The sequence below is a fragment of the Alteromonas sp. ABM1_013 genome (assembly GCF_056160505.1).
On the sequence record NZ_JBSWXH010000001.1, the window covers coordinates 640,323 to 659,095 of the forward strand.

Annotated in this window: 17 protein-coding genes; 14 read left to right on the forward strand and 3 right to left on the reverse strand. The window is 44.6% G+C overall.

The window, feature by feature from the left end:
• Window positions 1–34 precede the first annotated feature (34 nt).
• From dapD to map, 3 genes are all read right to left on the reverse strand, one after another.
• Complete coding sequence (gene dapD / locus ACXAGK_RS02745) at window positions 35–859, reverse strand: 2,3,4,5-tetrahydropyridine-2,6-dicarboxylate N-succinyltransferase (protein WP_474808338.1); 825 nt, start codon at window positions 857–859, stop codon at window positions 35–37.
• Window positions 856–3,507 carry a [protein-PII] uridylyltransferase gene (glnD, locus tag ACXAGK_RS02750; RefSeq protein WP_474853957.1) on the reverse strand — a complete coding sequence of 884 codons (2,652 nt, stop codon included), beginning with the start codon at window positions 3,505–3,507 and terminating at the stop codon, window positions 856–858. The genes dapD and glnD overlap by 4 nt, the downstream gene beginning before the upstream one ends.
• A gap of 248 nt (window positions 3,508–3,755) precedes the next feature.
• Window positions 3,756–4,550: a type I methionyl aminopeptidase gene (map, locus tag ACXAGK_RS02755; protein ID WP_179982597.1), complete on the reverse strand. Its 795-nt coding sequence runs from the start codon at window positions 4,548–4,550 to the stop codon at window positions 3,756–3,758.
• A gap of 411 nt (window positions 4,551–4,961) precedes the next feature.
• Here map and rpsB point away from each other — a divergent pair, with 411 nt between their 5' ends.
• The 14 genes from rpsB to rnhB all read left to right on the forward strand — a co-directional run bounded on the left by rpsB (window position 4,962) and on the right by rnhB (window position 18,773).
• Complete coding sequence (gene rpsB, locus ACXAGK_RS02760; protein WP_015066407.1) at window positions 4,962–5,693, forward strand: 30S ribosomal protein S2; 732 nt, start codon at window positions 4,962–4,964, stop codon at window positions 5,691–5,693.
• Between the two features lie 121 nt (window positions 5,694–5,814).
• Entirely contained in the window at window positions 5,815–6,687 is an 873-nt protein-coding gene (gene tsf / locus ACXAGK_RS02765; RefSeq protein ID WP_012517564.1) for a translation elongation factor Ts, read from the forward strand.
• A gap of 238 nt (window positions 6,688–6,925) precedes the next feature.
• Entirely contained in the window at window positions 6,926–7,663 is a 738-nt protein-coding gene (gene pyrH, locus ACXAGK_RS02770; RefSeq protein ID WP_069943865.1) for a UMP kinase, read from the forward strand.
• Between the two features lie 23 nt (window positions 7,664–7,686).
• Window positions 7,687–8,244: a ribosome recycling factor gene (gene frr, locus ACXAGK_RS02775; protein ID WP_014948555.1), complete on the forward strand. Its 558-nt coding sequence runs from the start codon at window positions 7,687–7,689 to the stop codon at window positions 8,242–8,244.
• A 9-nt stretch (window positions 8,245–8,253) separates the two neighbouring features.
• Entirely contained in the window at window positions 8,254–9,036 is a 783-nt protein-coding gene (uppS, locus tag ACXAGK_RS02780) for a polyprenyl diphosphate synthase (protein WP_474830419.1), read from the forward strand.
• A 54-nt stretch (window positions 9,037–9,090) separates the two neighbouring features.
• Window positions 9,091–9,954, forward strand: coding sequence for a phosphatidate cytidylyltransferase (locus ACXAGK_RS02785; protein ID WP_179982600.1), 864 nt, complete (start codon window positions 9,091–9,093; stop codon window positions 9,952–9,954).
• On the forward strand, window positions 9,954–11,141 hold the full coding sequence (ispC, locus tag ACXAGK_RS02790) for a 1-deoxy-D-xylulose-5-phosphate reductoisomerase (RefSeq protein ID WP_474853959.1): 1,188 nt from the start codon (window positions 9,954–9,956) through the stop codon (window positions 11,139–11,141). The genes ACXAGK_RS02785 and ispC overlap by 1 nt, the downstream gene beginning before the upstream one ends.
• A complete protein-coding gene (gene rseP / locus ACXAGK_RS02795; protein WP_474853961.1) occupies window positions 11,135–12,487 on the forward strand; it encodes a sigma E protease regulator RseP in 1,353 nt (450 codons plus the stop codon). The genes ispC and rseP overlap by 7 nt, the downstream gene beginning before the upstream one ends.
• Before the next feature lie 58 nt (window positions 12,488–12,545).
• Complete coding sequence (gene bamA, locus ACXAGK_RS02800; protein ID WP_474808324.1) at window positions 12,546–15,023, forward strand: outer membrane protein assembly factor BamA; 2,478 nt, start codon at window positions 12,546–12,548, stop codon at window positions 15,021–15,023.
• 61 nt (window positions 15,024–15,084) lie between these two features.
• Window positions 15,085–15,600 carry an OmpH family outer membrane protein gene (locus tag ACXAGK_RS02805; protein WP_474808322.1) on the forward strand — a complete coding sequence of 172 codons (516 nt, stop codon included), beginning with the start codon at window positions 15,085–15,087 and terminating at the stop codon, window positions 15,598–15,600.
• A gap of 235 nt (window positions 15,601–15,835) precedes the next feature.
• A complete protein-coding gene (fabZ, locus tag ACXAGK_RS02810; protein WP_118490056.1) occupies window positions 15,836–16,285 on the forward strand; it encodes a 3-hydroxyacyl-ACP dehydratase FabZ in 450 nt (149 codons plus the stop codon).
• 1 nt (window position 16,286) lies between these two features.
• On the forward strand, window positions 16,287–17,057 hold the full coding sequence (gene lpxA, locus ACXAGK_RS02815) for an acyl-ACP--UDP-N-acetylglucosamine O-acyltransferase (protein WP_269915916.1): 771 nt from the start codon (window positions 16,287–16,289) through the stop codon (window positions 17,055–17,057).
• A 2-nt stretch (window positions 17,058–17,059) separates the two neighbouring features.
• The gene (lpxB, locus tag ACXAGK_RS02820; RefSeq protein WP_474853964.1) at window positions 17,060–18,208 is read left to right on the forward strand and encodes a lipid-A-disaccharide synthase; all 1,149 of its coding nucleotides are present in this window, start codon (window positions 17,060–17,062) and stop codon (window positions 18,206–18,208) included.
• Window positions 18,201–18,773: a ribonuclease HII gene (gene rnhB / locus ACXAGK_RS02825; RefSeq protein WP_474830434.1), complete on the forward strand. Its 573-nt coding sequence runs from the start codon at window positions 18,201–18,203 to the stop codon at window positions 18,771–18,773. Before lpxB ends, rnhB begins: the two co-directional genes overlap by 8 nt.

Here is an 18,773-nt window from a genome sequence, read left to right on the forward strand (position 1 = left end):
GAACGTCGTTAATTACCTAACGACGCATAAGTTATTACTCAACGCCGCGAAGTAGAGCGTTAATACCTACTTTAGCGCGGGTTTTTGCATCAACTTTTTTCACGATGATTGCTGCGTATAGGCTGTACTTACCATCTGCGCTAGGCAGGTTACCCGCAACAACTACAGAGCCCGCTGGAACGCGGCCGTAGTGAACTTCACCGGTCTCACGGTCATAGATACGCGTGCTCTGACCGATATAAACGCCCATTGAAATTACTGAGCCTTCTTCAACAATGACACCTTCTACGATTTCAGAACGGGCACCGATAAAGCAGTTGTCTTCAATAATGGTGGGGTTTGCTTGAAGTGGCTCTAATACGCCACCGATGCCTACACCACCAGAAAGGTGAACATTTTTACCAATCTGCGCACACGAGCCTACTGTAGCCCACGTATCAACCATAGTGCCTTCATCAACAAATGCACCAATGTTTACGTAAGAAGGCATAACAACTGCGTTTTTGCCCACAAAAGTACCTGTGCGTACTGCTGCAGGAGGAACAATACGAGCGCCATCCGCTGCAAACTGCTCAGCCGTGTAGTCAGTATATTTCAATGGTACTTTGTCATAAAATTTGCTCTCTGCGCCTTCAATAACGTCGTTGTTGTGAAGACGGAAGAAAAGTAGAACCGCTTTTTTCAGCCACTGGTGTACTACCCATTCGCCAGCAATTTTTTCTGCAACGCGGCCTTTTCCACTATTAAGTAAGTCGATAGCTTGCGCTACTGCATCTCTTACTTCATCAGGTGCTGATGACGGGCTAATGCTGTCGCGATTTTCGAAGGCGTCTTCAATAATGGCTTTCAATTCATTCATGGTATTGTGATATCTTCAAGTTGGTCGAGTTTAAACAGGATACGCTTTTTAAGGTTTACCTGTTGTTCTTGGGTTAATGCGATGCCAGCCTCATTGCTGACGATAAAAATATCTTCGGCTCGCTCGCCAATGGTGGCAATTTTTGCAAGCTTTAGTGTCATATTAGTATCAACGAATGCATGACCAATTTTAGCTAAAATGCCCGGTGCGTCTAGGGCTTCTAACTCGATAAGCGTGGCTTCATCGTTGATATTGAAAAAACGAACCTTGGTGGGCACGTCTAACTGTTTCATTTGGCGCGGTAACTTTCGTTTGTTTTCGTGAGAGCGTCCCGGCTTTTCTAATTGGGCAGAAATAGCATTCTCAATAGAAGCAATGCGCGACTCTGAGCTAATACGACTGCCGTCATTTTCAAGAATAAGCATACTGTCAAACACATAGCTATCTTTAGTGACAGTAACGTGGGCGTCGTGAATTGAACAATTACGGCTATCCAGTACAGATGCGACTTGAGCAAACAGGGCTTTTCTATCTTTGCCATATACAAAGACTTCAGTGCCGCCTTTAGCGCTGTTGTCGTTTGCCTTCACTAATAGACCATCGTGTTCTGGCGTAAGCCACTCATCTTGGGCTTTAATAATTTCATCGGTATGCCATGCAATTTGCGTAGGCTTAAAGCGAACAAAGTAATCATCATCAAGTCTTGCCCACAGCGCATCGATGGCAATAGGGTCTATAGCACGCTCTTGCAGGATCTGTCTTGCCTGGTGTTTGTGAGTGGTTACTCGCTCATTGAGTGTAACTTGACACTGTAGTCCATTGTCTAAGGCTTTTTGCGTCATTAAATACAGTTCGCGAAGCAAAGACGCTTTCCAATCATTCCAGAGGTTATCGTTGGTGGCGCGAATATCGGCAAGGGTCAGTGTATAAAGTAAATTAAGGTGATTATGGCTTCTTACCGCACCAGCAAACTCACTAATTACATCAGGATCGTAAATGTCGCGGCGTTGGGCAACCACTGACATAAGCAGGTGGTTTTCTACTAGCCATGCAATCAGTTCTGCATCTTTACTAGGTACGTCGTGTTGTGCACAGAAGTTGGCGACATCTTGCGCGCCTAGGGTTGAGTGGTCGCCATTACGACCTTTCGCGATGTCATGGAAAATTGCAGCAATGTAAAGTATTTCGGGTTTGTCTAGGTTTCGACAAATTCTGCCACAGCGTGGAAAATCTTTGTTCTCTTTCGAGAAAAAGTAGTTTACATGCTTTACTAACCGGTGAGTGTGTTCGTCCACAGTGTAGGCATGAAACAAGTCAAATTGCATCATACCTACAATGGTATCCCATTCTGGAAGGTAGGCTTGTAAAATACCGTACTGGTGCATAATGTCCCAACCAAAATCGAAAAATTCAGGCTGCTTCATTAATCGCATAAATTTATCGCGGCATAGAGGACGTTCTACGTAATATTCGGCCTCAAAGGCCCGGTGCGCGTTACGCAATTGTCGAATACAGATAGTGCTTAAGCCTTTTACTTCTGGCGTGTTTGCCACCAAATGTAAAAAGTCTAAAATTGCCTCTGGTGATGAAAATACGGTTTCGTGACGTGGCGAAATCATATTGTCGAGCAGTTCAAAATCTTCGTTTATGATTACGCTTTTTTGCACGCTTTGATTCAGCATGTCGTACTTGAAGCGCTGAAGCAGCATTTGGTTCAGTTCAGAGACGCGCGCTACGGTGCGGAAAAAGTCACGCATCATTTTTTCCACAGACGCTTTACCTTCTTCACCGTATCCCATCATTTGTGCGACATCCGGTTGATAGTCGAAAAGCAGTCGGTTTTCGCTTCTGCCAGCAACCAAGTGCAGCGCACAACGCATTTTCCACAGGTGCATACGACAGGCGATTAACTCACTGTGTTCTTGCTCGGTGAAGTAACCATGACCCACCAAGTTCCATCCGTCATACTCTTTAAAGTGCTTTTTCGCTACCCAACCGATAGATTGAATGTCTCGCAAACATCCTGGGTTTTCTTTAATGTTTGGTTCAAGGTTGTAAGCGGTGCCGTTAAACTTGGCGTGGCGCTTCTTTTGCTCGTCATATTTAGCCGAGAAGAAAGATTTACTCGACCATGAATTGCGACCGTTTACTTCATCCCACAGTTTGTCGAATGTAGTTTCACTTCCACAAAGCAGACGGCTTTCAACGAGATTCGTCGCAATAGTAATATCGTCTTTCGCCAGTTTAACCGTTTCTTTAATGGTGCGTACCGACTGTCCAACATCTAGCTTGATATCCCATAAAAGGGTGATGAACATGCCAATTTTTTCTTGCACTTCAGGCTTTAGCTTCTTCTTACTGACAATGAGCAAATCGATGTCTGAGTGGGGTTGTAAATGGCCGCGACCGTATCCGCCCACCGCACAAAGAGAAAGCTCGTCCACGGTATCTAAGCCGTAAAGTTGCCAAAGGTGACAAAGTAATGCGTCGACAAACTGTGCACGACCGGTAACGAGCTGATTAACTGGCGTAGCGTCGAAAGACTCTGTTATCCAAGTGTAACTGGCTTCCACGCATGATTTAATGACGGGGATTTCATCAACAGAGTTAATTGTGTCGATATTCTTTATCAGTGATTGCAGCGTCAAAATGCACCTTTGAAATAGACTTCTATTAAAACGCTAAGAACAATAGCATGAATTGATAGTAGTTCGCAGTAGCAAATTTATGCATAAGTTAGGTTGAATTGTGAATATTTATGGTTTTTTGTTATAGGTGTGTAGCCGTTGAATAGGCTGATTGAATGCGGATAAAGAATAAATATTTAGTATGCGGTTTTGAATTAGAAAAAGGGGCAATCAAAGCGGCTGTAAGCTTAACAGCCGCAATATGAAAATTATCCGTGTGAAATAACACGCTCTAAGCTTTCTTCCTCGCGAAGCGTTAGAATTTCAACACCGGTCTCAGTAACTAAAAGAGTGTGCTCCCATTGCGCACTTAAACTTCTGTCTTTAGTCACAACAGTCCATTGATCTGGCAAAACTTTTGAGTAACGTTTGCCTGCGTTAACCATAGGTTCGATGGTAAAGCACATCCCAGGCTCTAAAACGTCGCCTGTACCTGGCTTTCCATAGTGAACAATTTGCGGCTCTTCGTGGAAGCTTGCACCAATGCCGTGACCGCAGTATTCACGTACTATTGAATAGTTATGCGCTTCAGCATGGGTTTGACAAATATGACCAATGTCGCCAAGACGCATACCCGGCTTCACTTGTTCAATCGCTTTATATAGGCACTCTTGAGTAACGCGAATAAGGCGCTCGGCAAGAATAGATGGCTTACCTACAACGAACATCTTCGAAGTATCACCGTGATAACCGTCTTTTATAACAGTTACATCAATGTTGATGATGTCACCGTCTTTTAGCTTCTTGTCAGAAGGAATGCCGTGACATATACAATGGTTCACCGAAGTACAAATAGACTTTGGAAATGGTGGGTGACCATAGTTTAGCGGAGCGGGCACTGCCTTTTGCTCGTTTACTATATAGTCGTGACAAATAGTATTCAGTTCATCGGTGGTTACGCCTTTTTTCACATAAGGCCCGATCATAGTAAGTACTTCGGCAGCCAGTTTACCGGCTACGCGCATTTTTTCGATTTCTTCTGGGGTTTTGATAATAGCTGTCACAGCGCCTCTCAAATCGTTTGAAACTAGTTTGGTGAAGAATTTAAATTACTTACGCAGTATAACACTATTCAGGTCATTCTTAGTAAGGTGCTGATATTCATGGTTTTTAATTGGTGATTTCCAAGGCTGATAGCAATGGGGTGGGTCGTTTTAATAAAGGTTGGCAAAAATACTTAAAAGCCTGGCTTTTTAACGCTAAAACTTGAGGCTGTGGTGGTATTGTGATATAAAGCGCGCGCCCTGACGGAAAGCTCATTTTGCTATGTGCAACAAGCACCGTTTTAGAGGGTAAATTTATTTTATTAAAACACACATATACCGACACTTCGTATCGGGGTGTTCAGTTCAACGTAGGTTGGCCTGAATCGATACAAGGGGTATATGGAGGCCTAACCCCAAGAGGAAAATAAAATGGCTAATGTTTCTATGCGTGACATGCTGAAAGCAGGTGTGCATTTCGGTCACCAAACTCGTTACTGGAACCCAAAGATGAAGCCTTTCATCTTCGGTGCTCGTAATAAAGTTCATATCATCAACCTTGAAAAAACGGTTCCACTTTTCAACAACGCACTTAACTACCTTTCAGGTGTTGCGTCTAAGAAAGGTAAAATCCTTTTCGTTGGTACTAAGCGCGCCGCTGGCGAAGCAGTAAAAGATGCTGCTCTTAAGTGCGACCAGTACTACGTAAACAAGCGTTGGTTAGGTGGTATGCTGACTAACTGGAAAACAGTACGTCAGTCAATCAAGCGTCTTAAAGATCTAGAGCAACAAGCTCAAGACGGTACGTTTGAGAAGCTAACTAAGAAAGAAGCACTTATGCTTCAGCGCGAAATGGACAAGCTTGAAAACAGCCTTGGCGGTATCAAAGACATGGGCGGTCTTCCAGACGCAATCTTTGTTATCGACGCAGATCACGAGCACATTGCTGTAACAGAAGCTCGTAACCTAGGTATTCCTGTTGTTGGTGTTGTTGATACTAACTCTAACCCAGACGGTGTTGATTACATCATCCCTGGTAACGACGATGCTATCCGCGCTATCCAACTTTACTTGGATGCTGCTGCAAACGCTATCAACTCAGGTCGCGAAAGCAACCTTGAAGTACAAGCTGAGCAAGACGACTTCGTAGAAGCGGCAGAGTAATTCTGATTGCTTACTGTCATATCTAGATAATATGGCGGTACTACAATACGAAACGTATTGAGAGGGGCGATATCGCCCCTTTTACCTAACGAATTTATATTTAATGCTGAGGAATTGAAAAATGGCAGTGACTGCAGCACTAGTTAAAGAACTGCGCGAACGTACTGGCGCAGGTATGCTGGATTGTAAAAAAGCCCTGGTTGAAACGGATGGTGACATTGAGTTAGCCATTGAAAATATGCGTAAATCAGGCCAAGCGAAAGCGGCTAAAAAAGCAGGTCGTATCGCAGCTGAAGGTGTTATCCTTACTAAAGTTGAAGGTGGTCGCGCGACCATGCTTGAACTAAACTGTGAAACTGACTTCGTAGCACGTGACGAAGGTTTCCTTAAGTTCGGTAACGAGCTTCTAGAAGTAGCAGCGGCTAACAACATCAACGACATCGACGCACTTAACGATGCAGAACTTAACGGTTCTAAAGTAAGCGAAGTTCGTGACGCACTTGTTGCTAAAATCGGTGAAAACATCTCTCCTCGTCGCGTTATCAACGTTGAAGGCGACACGCTAGGTGCATACGTACACGGCGGCCGTATTGGTGTTATCTCTATCCTTACTGGTGGCGACGAAGAGCTAGCAAAAGACGTAGCAATGCACGTTGCAGCTGCTAGCCCGCAGTTTGTTAAGCCAGAGAATGTTCCGGCTGAAGTTGTAGAGAAAGAGAAAGAAATCCAAATCGAAATCGCTATTCAGTCTGGTAAGCCAGCTGAAATTGCTGAGAAAATGGTTGCAGGCCGCATGAAGAAGTTCACTGGCGAAGTGAGCTTGACTGGTCAGCCTTTCGTTAAAGATCCTTCAATCTCTGTAGCTGAGCTTCTTAAGAACAACAGCGCAGACGTAATCAACTTCGTACGTTTCGAAGTTGGCGAAGGTATCGAGAAGAAGACTGAAGACTTCGCTGCTGAAGTAGCTGCTCAAATGGAAGCTGCTAAGAAATAATTGAGCGTTTATCTTTTGCATTACGCAATAGTTAGATAAACTACAAAGCACCTCTTAGGAGGTGCTTTTTTATAGCTGCATATCTTTAGTATTGCTAATGCAGTGCGCAAGTGTGAAGCTGGGCGAGTTACAAGCGTGCGCCTGCCAAACAAACGAAAGCGCTTTGTCCTATGTTTTTTACGTCAATGCTTTATTGAAAGACATAGGACAAAACGGGTTTACGAGGACAATTCAAACTATGAGTATCACACCAAAATCAGCATATCGACGCATTCTGTTAAAGCTTAGTGGTGAAGCCCTAATGGGCGAAGAAGGCTTTGGCATAGACCCTAAAGTGCTAGATAGAATGGCACAAGAAATAAAAGAGCTGGTTGAACTTGGTGTTCAAGTTGGTCTTGTTATCGGTGGTGGTAACTTGTTCCGTGGCGAAGGCCTAGCAAAAGCGGGAATGAACCGTGTTGTTGGCGACCACATGGGCATGTTGGCTACGGTAATGAACGGCCTAGCTATGCGCGACGCGCTTCATCGTGCATTTGTAAACGCGCGTATGATGTCTGCTATCCCATTAAACGGCGTGTGCGATGCTTACAACTGGGCAGAAGCTATTAGCCTTCTTAAGTCGGGCCGCGTTGTTATCTTTTCTGCCGGTACTGGCAACCCTTTCTTCACTACCGACTCAGCGGCATGCTTACGGGGTATCGAAATTGAAGCCGATGCTGTGCTTAAAGCCACTAAAGTAGACGGCGTATACAGTGATGACCCAGTAAAAAATCCTGAAGCGACATTGTATGATCAATTGTCTTACCAGGAAGTTCTGGAAAAAGAATTAAAAGTAATGGACTTGTCAGCTTTCACTTTAGCACGAGATCACAGCTTACCAATTCGCGTATTCAACATGAATAAGCCGGGTTGCCTTAAGCGTGTTGTGATGGGTGAAAAAGAAGGTACCGTCATTTGCCACGCTGACAACGATTAATTAAGAACAATAGGATACAAAACGTGATTGATGAAATTGAATTAGATGCGCAAGAGCGCATGGAAAAAAGCCTAGTTTCTCTAAAAGGCCAATTCAGCAAAATCCGCACTGGTCGTGCGCATCCAAGCCTTCTAGATGGCATCATGGTACCTTATTACGGTGTAGACACGCCGCTAAAGCAAGTCGCTAACGTCGTTGCGGAAGACAGCCGTACTCTAGCGTTAACTGTTTTCGATAAAAGCGCTATCCAAGCAGTTGAAAAGGCGATTATGCAGTCTGACCTAGGGTTGAACCCAATGAGTGCGGGCGGTTCAATTCGCATTCCTCTTCCGCCGCTTACAGAAGAGCGTCGTAAAGACCTTATCCGCGTTGTACGCAACGAAGCGGAAGGTGGTCGTGTTGCTATCCGCAATATTCGTCGCGACGCTAACGGTGACATCAAAGATCTTCTAAAAGAAAAAGAAATCAGTGAAGATGAGAGCCGCGCAGCGGAAGAGAACATTCAATCTATTACTAACGATTTCATTAAGAAAGTTGACAGCATGCTTGCTGACAAAGAAAAAGAACTAATGGAAGTATAAGTAAGTATTATGATTGGAAAGCGTTTAAGCGCAGCCAAATCGAAAAAAGCCGAGGTGCCAGCAGAGTCTGCTGGCCCGAAGCATGTTGCAATCATTATGGATGGCAATGGTCGATGGGCGCAAAAGAAAGGGAAAATTCGTACCTTCGGTCACAAAGCCGGGGTAGAGTCTGTACGTTCTGTTGTGCGCTTTGCACGTCAAAACGGTATCGAATCACTAACGCTATTCGCGTTTTCAAGTGAAAACTGGAAACGTCCTGAGGAAGAAGTCAGCGTCCTTATGGAGTTGTTTAATCTCGTCCTCAATAGTGAAGCAAAACGCTTACACAAAAATGGTGTACGCTTGCAGGTTATTGGTGATGTTGAGGCTTTCGACGCCAAGCTAGTCGAAAAAATTCGCAAAGCCGAAGACATGACTAAAGACAACAAAGATTTGGTCTTAAATATCGCAGCAAACTATGGCGGTAGATGGGACATCGTAAATGCGGCCAAGCAACTCGCATCGCAGGTGAAAAGCGGCGAGCTTGATGTAGATAACATCAGTGAAGAAGCTCTTGGTTCGCACATTTCTACAGCTAACCTTCCAGAGTTAGATCTTCTTATTCGCACTGGTGGCGAGCACCGAATTAGTAATTTCTTACTATGGCAGTGTGCTTATGCCGAATTGTATTTCACCGATGTACTATGGCCCGACTTCAATGAAGACGTGTTTCAATTAGCCGTAGATGATTTCAATGTTCGTCAACGAAGATTCGGTCTAACCGGTGAACAGGTAGTCACAGCCGATGGTTAATACCATGCAGGCAATTATCAGGCTAGCCCTGGTAACCAAAGCCAAGGGCAAATTATGCTAAAACAACGGATAATAACTGCATTAATTCTCGCGCCGCTGGCGCTCTACGCTATTCTTTTTCTTCCTATTTTCTGGTTTGAAATAGCCATAGCCGGTGTTGTCGGCATTGGTGCCTATGAGTGGGCGAATATGTCAGGCGTGTGCGAGCGTCCTAAAAAACTTATTTACATGGCGGGAGCCTTTGCAATATGTATTGCTCTATCGCTTACCGTTGATGCCAGCACCATTTGGTATCAGGGCCAATTGCATGGCCTGTATCGTGCAATTTTAACCATCGCTGTGTTGTGGTGGATAGCCTCTTTATTTATGGTGCTTGCCTATCCGAAATACTCACGATTCTGGAAAGACAGTCGCAGTGTAAGAACCGTATTTGGCGCACTTACGCTTATACCAACATGGGTAGCCGTAGTTGCACTTCGCACTAGCCTGCATGATGTTGATCCATTTTATGGCGCATCGCTGATTTTTTATGTATTGGGTATCGTTTGGGCGGCTGATATAGGCGCATTCTTCGTAGGCGTTAAATTTGGTCGACACAAGTTACGCCCTAACGTATCGCCAGGTAAAAGTTTAGAAGGTTTGTTAGGCGGTATTGCTGCCTCATTCGCTATTATCGCTTTTGCTGCACTGCACTATCAGGTTGAGCCGTCGCGCATTTGGCTACACCTTGCAATTGGCGGTATAACCGTTGCTGTTTCTGCGCTTGGTGATTTGAACGAGAGCATGCTGAAGCGATGCGCTGGCATTAAAGACAGTGGTAAGATACTGCCTGGCCATGGTGGTGTGCTAGATAGAATTGATAGCCTAACTGCAGCATTTCCAGTATTTGCCTTCTGCTATGTAACTTGGATGGCGTAATGCAAACAGTAACAGTGTTAGGGGCCACAGGCTCCATTGGTTGTAATACACTCGACGTAATAAATCGCCACCCAGACAAATACCGCGTTTTTGCTATTACTGGTAACTCTCAGCTTGAACTGCTTATGGAGCAAGCGCAAAAATGCGCGCCCCGTTATGTAGTGATCGCCAACGATGCTCACTATAAAGCCGCCTGCGAGTTAGCTTCTCAATACGGTGTAGATGCTGAAATTCTTTCAGGCACCAAAGCATTGGAAGAGGTATCAAGCGCACCTGAAGTTGACGCTGTCATGGCTGCAATTGTAGGGGCAGCAGGTCTTTTGCCTACAATGGCGGCGGTAAAAGCAGGGAAACGAGTTTTGCTCGCTAATAAAGAAGCCTTGGTCATGTCTGGCGCTTTATTTATCGAGGCTGCAAACCAAAGCGGCGCTGAAATCCTTCCAATCGACAGCGAACACAATGCCATATTCCAGTGTCTCCCGCACGATTACGAATATGGTAACTTTGCTGCTTCAGGTATTCGCAAAGTCTTATTAACGGGTTCTGGTGGCCCCTTCAGAGAAAGGCCACTTAATAGCTTTTCGTCAATTACCATTGATGAGGCCAGTACTCACCCTAACTGGTCAATGGGCCGAAAAATAACAATCGATTCGGCAACTATGATGAACAAGGGGTTGGAGTTCATAGAAGCATGTTGGCTATTCGGTGCCGGCGCAGAAGACATTGATGTTGTCATCCACCCACAAAGCATAATCCATTCTATGGTGCAGTACATTGATGGCTCTGTAATAGCGCAAATGGGTAACCCAGATATGCGAACACCTATTGCATATGGTTTGGCTCACCCAGATCGTATTGAAGCAGGTGTGAAACCCCTCGACTTTTCGGATATAGCTAATTTCAGTTTCCAGACTCCTTGTTTTGAGCGTTACCCTAATTTGAAGTTGGCTATTGATGCATGTAAGGAAGGGCAATGCGCAACGACAAGAGTCAATGCGTCAAATGAAGTGGCGGTAGACGCTTTCTTAGAGGGCAAAATTCAGTTTTGTGATATTGCTAAAGTAAACGACGCTACGCTCAATGCTATGCCGCACGTATCGGTAAGTTCTATTCAACAAATATTAGAACAAGACGCACTAGCAAGAACCAAAGCTAACGAGATTATTCGAGGTAAATTTCAGTGCTAGCATTTTTATGGAGCCTTGGAGCATTTATTGTCGCCTTAGGTATTTTGGTAGCCGTACACGAATGGGGGCACTTTTATGTTGCTCGCAAATGCGGTGTACAGGTAGAGCGTTTTTCAATTGGATTTGGCAAGCCAATTTGGCGCAAGTTAAGTAAGTCCGGTACAGAATATGTTATCGCTATGATTCCTCTTGGTGGTTACGTTCGCATGCTCGATGGGCGTATTGATGACGTACCGCCTGACTTAGAAGATAAAGCCTTCAATAAAAAACCTGTATTGCAGCGCATGGCGGTAATTGCAGCGGGCCCTGGCGTAAACTTCATATTCGCATTTTTTGCTCTTTGGCTAATGTACCTCGTCGGTTTAGAAACCGTTAAACCTGTTGTTAAAGCTGTCGAGCCACAAAGTGTTGCAGCTGTAGCAGGCGTTCAACCTGGTGATGAAATCATTAAGGTCGGCGACAGAATTACACCGGACTGGGAAGCGGTTAATTTAGAAGTTGTCTCTAACATAGGGTCAGAAAAAACCACTGTTACGGTTAAAAATACATCAAATATCGAAAAAGAACTGACATTTACACTGGGTTCTTGGAACTTTGACCCAGATAGTGAGTCTCCATTAAGCAGCTTAGGCCTAACCCCATACCGACCGGATGCAACGTTAACTGTTGGGTTTGTTGGCGAGGGAAGTGCGGCGCAGGAAGCAGGGTTGAAACCCGGTGATGAACTTGTCGCACTAAATGGCTCTAAGTTGACGTCGTGGGAAGGTTTGGTTGACGTTATCGTTGAAAGCCCCGGTGAAAGTATCTCTCTTGATATACAAAGGGATGGACAGCAACTAACGTTAAATGCCACGATAGCGCGCCGCGATACACCACAAGGGCAAAGTGGTTATTTAGGTGTGAGCCCAACATTCGAGCCTTGGCCTGAAGGGTATGTGTTTACTCATCAATATGGCATTATAGAGGCTATTGGGAAGGCGCTAGACAAAACGTGGCGTCTAATGACACTGAGTGTCGAAATGATAGGAAAGCTTATCACCGGCGATGTATCGGTGAAGAATTTGAGCGGTCCTATCTCAATTGCTCAAGGTGCGGGAACAAGTGCTGGGTATGGACTTGCGTACTTTTTGAGTTTTCTTGCCTTAATAAGCGTAAATTTAGGCATAATAAATTTATTACCCTTGCCCATGCTTGACGGTGGCCACCTCATGTTTTTCATTGTGGAGTGGATCACTGGTAAGCCTGTGCCTGAAGCGGTGCAAGAATGGGGTTACAGAATAGGTGGCGTGCTTCTGTTTATGATCATGGGTATCGCAATTTTTAACGATATCGCTCGCATAACCTGATACAAATCAGGAAGTACAAAACAGCTAATACAAAACGCGGCCAGGAAAAGAAAAATAGATGAAGTTAAAACAGTTAGTAGCAGCCGGAGCCATTTTTTCCAGTGCTAGCTTTGCCAATGCTGCGGCGCAAGACAGTGAATTTGTTGTTGAAGACATTCGCGTAGAGGGTTTGCAACGTGTTGCACTTGGTGCAGCCTTAACCTACTTGCCCGTTCAAGTTGGCGACGAGCTTAATACATTCAGGGTAACGCAGCTTATTCGCTCGCTTTACTCTTCAACTCACTTTGAAAATGTAGAAATTCTTCGCGACGGCAACACCCTTGTGGTTCGTGTGGCGGAGCGTCCAACCATCAGTAATATTATTTTTGACGGCAATGACGATATTAAAGATGAGCAGCTTCAAGAAAGTTTGGATGGCAATGGTGTTCGCATCGGTGAGCCACTTGATAAGACCGTACTAACCTCTATTGAGAATGGCCTTAAAGACTTCTTTTACAGCATAGGTAAGTACAATGCTGACGTAACGGCTATTATTACGCCGTTACCGCGTAACCGTGTCGATTTGAAGCTACTTTTTGAAGAAGGCGATGCCGCTGAAATCGAGCAAATTAATATTGTAGGTAACGAAATCTTCTCAGACGAAGAGCTGATGGAAGCGTTTGAGCTACAATACGATACGCCTTGGTGGGACTTTCTATCAGAGACTCGCTATCAGCAACAAACGTTACAAGGTGACATGGAAACCTTGCGTAACCACTATTTAAATCGTGGTTACCTACGATTTAACGTTGACTCTACTCAAGTGTCGATGACCCCTGAAAAGTCCGGTATCTACATTGCTATGAACGTATCAGAAGGTGAGCAATACACCATTTCTGAAGTAGAACTCGTAGGTGATGTACTTGGCCATGAAGAATACATCGAGCGCGTACTGCCGCTAACAGAAGGCGAGCTATACAACCAAGCGGAAGTCACCTACACAGAAGAGTTTATTAGTAAATATCTAGGTCGCTTCGGCTATGCTTATCCAACGGTAACCACAGTACCTGAAATTAATGACGAAGATAAAACGGTTAAGCTGACGCTATCTGTAGACCCGGGTAAGCGTATTTACGTTAACCGTATTAAGTTTAACGGTAACGTGGTAACCGCCGACAGTGTACTTCGTCAAAACGTAAGTCAGATGGAAGGCACCTGGTTGTCTAATAATTTGCTAGAGTCTTCAAAAAATCAGCTTTCTCGTCTTACCTACATGGAAGAAGTAGAGTTTGAAACTGTACGTATTCCAGGCTCTGAAGATAAGGTTGATGTTAACTATAATGTTAAAGAGCAGCCTTCGGGCTCGTTTAACGCAGGTATCGGTTACGGTGACAGAACCAAGTTAAGCTTACAGGCGGGTATCCAACAAGATAATTTCTTGGGTACAGGTAAACGCGTTGGTCTTAACCTAAGTACGGTTTCGTATCAGCGCAGTGCGCAAATCACCTATAACGACCCTTACTTTACTATTGATGGTATCAGCTTGGGTGGAAGCATTGGTTATAGCGAGTTCGACGGCTCTGACTTTAATGTAATCCAGTACAACTCTAAACGTTGGTCAATTGGTGCGAACATTGGTTACCCAATTAACGAGTTTAATCGTATCAACTTCGGTTTAACCTATAGCAATGTAGAGCTATTTAACCGTGGTTATTATGAGCAAACAGAGCAGTTCTATAACCAGTTTACCAATGGCGAAGATCCGGATGCGGCTATTAAATACGATAGCTATCTAGCAAGCGTAAGCTGGAGTAGAAGCACGCTAAACCGTGGTCTATTCCCTACGGCGGGCTCGTCTCAACGTGCATCCTTTAGCATTACTACGCCAAACTCAGACGTTAACTACTTTAAAACTGTATTCGATGGTAAATGGTATTTCCCATTATCACGTGATCAACGCTGGTCGTTCCTAACACGAATTCGTCTCGGATACGGTAACGGTTACGGTGATATCGATGGCAACGAACAAATATTGCCGTTCACTGAGAACTTTACCGCAGGTGGTTCAGATTCACTGCGTGGATTTGAGAATAATACGGTTGGTCCTCGAGGTATTTTCCTCGGTAACACTGGCACCATTTCTGGTCCTGATGGGGAAGTATTCCCGGCGGACCCAGCTGACGCTGCACTTTCTTGGTCGACGCGAAGCCTAGGTGGTAACGCTATGGCACTCGGTGGTATTGAGCTAATCGTGCCTACGCCGTTTGTTGAAGAAGAAATGGATAACTCTGTTCGCACAAGTTTGTTTGTGGATGTGGGTAACGTATGGGATACTGAGTTTGATTATGACTACTACCGTCAGTTTGATATAGCATCTACTCAAAATGGTGAGCTATTGGACTATTCTGACTGGAGTCTGTATCGTAGTTCGGCAGGTATATCGGTCCAGTGGATTTCACCAATGGGGCCGATGGTATTTAGCTTCTCGAAAGCGATACAGCAACGTGATGGTGATGATGCTAGATTCTTCACTTTCAATATTGGTCAAACTTTCTAAGACATTAAAACGAGCGCGTTTTAATCGCGCTCTATAATAAGATTCACAAAAGGAGTTCCCTTTGAAACAGTTGGTTAAACATATCGTTGCAGGAGCAATGTTGGGTAGCGCTTTAGTAAGTACATCTGTAATGGCAGAACAGAAAGTGGCTGTTGTTGACGTGCAAGGTATTTTTCAAGCGATGCCTCAAGCGGCTGAGATTCAAAATGCTATTCAAGCTGAGTTTAAAGACCAGCTTGAAGAAGTGAATCAACTGCAGCGTGACGGTCAGTTCTACGCAGAGCGTCTTCAGCGTGATGCAGCTACAATGAGCGATACCGAGAAGAAAGAACTAGAACAAAAAATCTTGTCAGTTCGTGAAGAGCTATCTAAGAAAGGTCAGCCTTTACAACAAAACATTCAGCGTCGTAGCAACGAAGAGCGTAACAAACTGCTTGGCCTTATCAAGCAAGCTATCGACTCTGTTGCATCAAAGCAAGGTTACGACTTAGTACTTAATGCGGGTGCAGTTGCTTTTGCTAAAGAAGAGCACGACTTATCTGAGCAGGTACTTCAGCAAGTAAGCAAAACTAACTAATTAACTTAAGACCTGTCGGCCTTCGCTGTTCATCAAAGTTCAGCAGGCGCTGGTCAGTTATAAAATTTGTCAGACCAACCCCTCTAAAGGTGTTGGTCTGATTTGTTTTTCGCGCTTAACAGCGTATGGTTGCCGCCGTTTTTAGTTTTTACGGCGAGTTTGACCCAAGTACCAATGTATCATCTGTATTGGTATGAAATAGCTAAAGGTCATGCTTGTATACAGGAGAAAGTTTTTGGCCAATTCACTAAATACCATCGAAATCCAGGAAATATTGGAACTGCTACCACACAGATATCCTTTCCTACTTGTTGATCGTGTTACTGATTATGTTCTGGGTGAGTCTGTAAAGGCTTACAAAAATATTACGATCAATGAGCCATGTTTCATGGGGCATTTCCCTGGACAGCCAATTTTTCCGGGTGTTTTAATTCTAGAAGCCATGGCGCAAGCTGCCGGTGTTTTAGGTTTTAAGACCATGGGCAACAATGATAAGTTATACTTGTATGCAGGGATTGATAACGCACGCTTTAAACGTCCAGTTGTTCCGGGTGATAAGCTTGAGTTTGATGTTGCTCTGGTAAAAGAGCGCAGAGGGATTTGGAAATTTAAAGGTACTGCAAGTGTCGATGGCGATATTGCTTGTAGTGCAGAGTTTATGTGTGCGATGAGAGAGATAGCGTAACGTGATCCATCCTACTGCGGTAATTTCAGAAAGTGCAACGATTGGTGAAAATGTCACCATAGGTCCATTTTGTGTGGTAGACGACAACGTCACCATAGGCGACGGCTGTATTCTGAAATCACATGTGGTGGTACGCGGCCCGACGCGTATCGGTAAAAACAACAAGTTTTATCAGTTTTCTTCAATTGGTGAAGACTGCCAAGATAAAAAATATGCTGGCGAACCTACTGAACTTGTTATCGGCGATGATAACGAGTTTAGAGAAGGGGTTACCGTTCATCGTGGCACAGTCCAAGACAACGGCATAACGATTATCGGTTCTCGTGGTCTATTTATGGCTAATGCACACGTTGCCCACGACTGCGTTCTTGGCGATGACATCATAATTGCCAACAATGTGGCTGTGGCCGGCCATGTTCATATTGATGATTTCGTTATTATTGGCGGCGCTACAGGCATTCATCAGTTCTGTAAAATCGGCGCTCATGCATTTTTAGGGGCAGGAGGTATTATTCTGCGCGACGTCCCGCCTTTTGTTATGGTGAGTGGTCAGAAGAATATTCCTCAGGGGATCAACTCTGAAGGCTTGAAACGCCGTGGTTTCTCAAAAGAAGAAGTGCTTGAAATCAAGCGCGCCTATAAAGCGATTTATCGTGAAGGTAATACTATTGACGAAGCAGTGGACAAGCTTGCTGAACCAGCACAAAAGTTTGATGGTGTGGCGCTAATGGTTCAATTCTTACAAGACTCCAAGCGAGGCATTATTCGCTAATTATGTCTAAACCAATTCGTATCGGCATGGTTGCCGGAGAGCCCTCTGGTGACATCCTTGCCGCCGGAATGGTCGCAGAGCTAAAACGCCAATATCCTGATGCAATTATTGAAGGTATTGGCGGTCCAAACATGATAAACGCAGGTTTCCACAGTCTCTTTGATATGGAAACCTTGTCGGTTATGGGGCTTGTTGAAGTCCTATCTCACCTTCCTGCCATCTTGAAAGTTAAAAAGCAGCTTCTTACTCACTTTGAGCAAAACCCGCCAGATATTTTTGTAGGCATTGATGCACCTGATTTTAATCTTCGCGTAGAAAAAGCCCTTAAAGCTCGCGGCATTAAAACTATGCACTATGTTAGCCCTACCGTGTGGGCGTGGCGTGAAAAGCGCATCCATAAAATAGCGAAAGCGGCTAATCGCGTATTGGGCTTATTTCCTTTCGAGCAACAGGTATACGACAAATATAACGTTCCCTATACGTTTGTGGGGCATACCATGGCTGACGCTATAGCCATTGAGCCCGACCAAAATGCGGCAAGGCAGGCATTAGGTGTAGATAGCAATGCTCCCATATTGGCTGTACTACCCGGCTCAAGAAGAGGCGAAGTGGATACGTTGCTTCCCGTGTTTCTGAAGACCATAGAAGCAATTCATGCTAAACGCAGCGACATTCAATTTCTTATCCCTGCGGCAAATGAGCATCGCCTTGCGCAAATTAAAGCACTCTTGCTTGAAGCTGATAATGCTGAAGCACGCTTACCCATTCAGGTCACTCAAGGCACTTCTCGTGATGCTATGATAGCAAGCGATGTTATCTTGCTCGCATCAGGTACAGCGACGTTAGAAGCTATGTTGTGTAAGCGCCCAATGGTAGCTGCTTATTTACTCGCGCCGCTTACCTACAAAATCATGCAGCGCTTGTACAAAGCGCCTTACTTTACGTTGCCAAACCTCTTGGCTAACGAGGCAATTATTCCTGAGTTACTCCAAGAAGAGGTAAACGCAGAGAATATGAGCAATCAGCTACTTAACTTCTTCGAAAGTGATAATTCAGCGCTTATTTCCCGTTTCACCGATCTCCACCATACGCTAAAATGCAATGCTGATAAAACAGCAGCAAAAGCTGTCGTGGAGGAATTGTTTGCATAAGTTAATTGCCGGTGTTGATGAAGTAGGGCGTGGCCCTTTAGTTGGAGATGTGGTTACTGCTGCGGTTATACTAGACCCAGAAAACCCCATTGAAGGACTAACCGACTCTAAAAAGTTGAGTGAAAAGAAACGTGTAGCCCTCGCGCAAGAGATTCGTGAGAAGGCGCTTTACTGGAATATCGGTAGAGCAAGCCCTGAAGAAATAGACAAGCTTAATATACTGCACGCTACCATGCTCGCTATGATACGCGCAGTAGAAGGTTTACCTGTAAAACCTGACTTTGTGCGTGTAGACGGCAACCGCGTCCCAGCTTGGAATTTTGACTCTGAAGCGGTAGTGAAAGGTGACAGCCTACACGCTGAAATTTCAGCAGCATCAATCATTGCCAAAGTAGAGCGAGATAACGATATGATTTCGTTGCATGAGGCCTACCCACAATATAACTTTGCCGGGCACAAAGGTTACCCTACAAAAGCACATTTTGAAGCTATCGCCGAATATGGCATCTTAGATTGCTATCGCAAAAGTTTTAAACCCGTAAAAGCGCTACTCGAAGAGAAATAA

What these genes read in the sequence shown, in the direction of transcription:
- lpxB (WP_474853964.1), top strand. Translation starts at nt 17,060, where the DNA reads ATGTCTAAACCAATTCGTATCGGCATGGTTGCCGGAGAGCCCTCTGGT.
- rpsB (WP_015066407.1), top strand. Translation starts at nt 4,962, where the DNA reads ATGGCTAATGTTTCTATGCGTGACATGCTGAAAGCAGGTGTGCATTTC.
- uppS (WP_474830419.1), top strand. Translation starts at nt 8,254, where the DNA reads ATGATTGGAAAGCGTTTAAGCGCAGCCAAATCGAAAAAAGCCGAGGTG.
- dapD (WP_474808338.1), bottom strand. Translation starts at nt 859, where the DNA reads ATGAATGAATTGAAAGCCATTATTGAAGACGCCTTCGAAAATCGCGAC.
- ACXAGK_RS02785 (WP_179982600.1), top strand. Translation starts at nt 9,091, where the DNA reads ATGCTAAAACAACGGATAATAACTGCATTAATTCTCGCGCCGCTGGCG.
- bamA (WP_474808324.1), top strand. Translation starts at nt 12,546, where the DNA reads ATGAAGTTAAAACAGTTAGTAGCAGCCGGAGCCATTTTTTCCAGTGCT.
- pyrH (WP_069943865.1), top strand. Translation starts at nt 6,926, where the DNA reads ATGAGTATCACACCAAAATCAGCATATCGACGCATTCTGTTAAAGCTT.
- tsf (WP_012517564.1), top strand. Translation starts at nt 5,815, where the DNA reads ATGGCAGTGACTGCAGCACTAGTTAAAGAACTGCGCGAACGTACTGGC.
- ispC (WP_474853959.1), top strand. Translation starts at nt 9,954, where the DNA reads ATGCAAACAGTAACAGTGTTAGGGGCCACAGGCTCCATTGGTTGTAAT.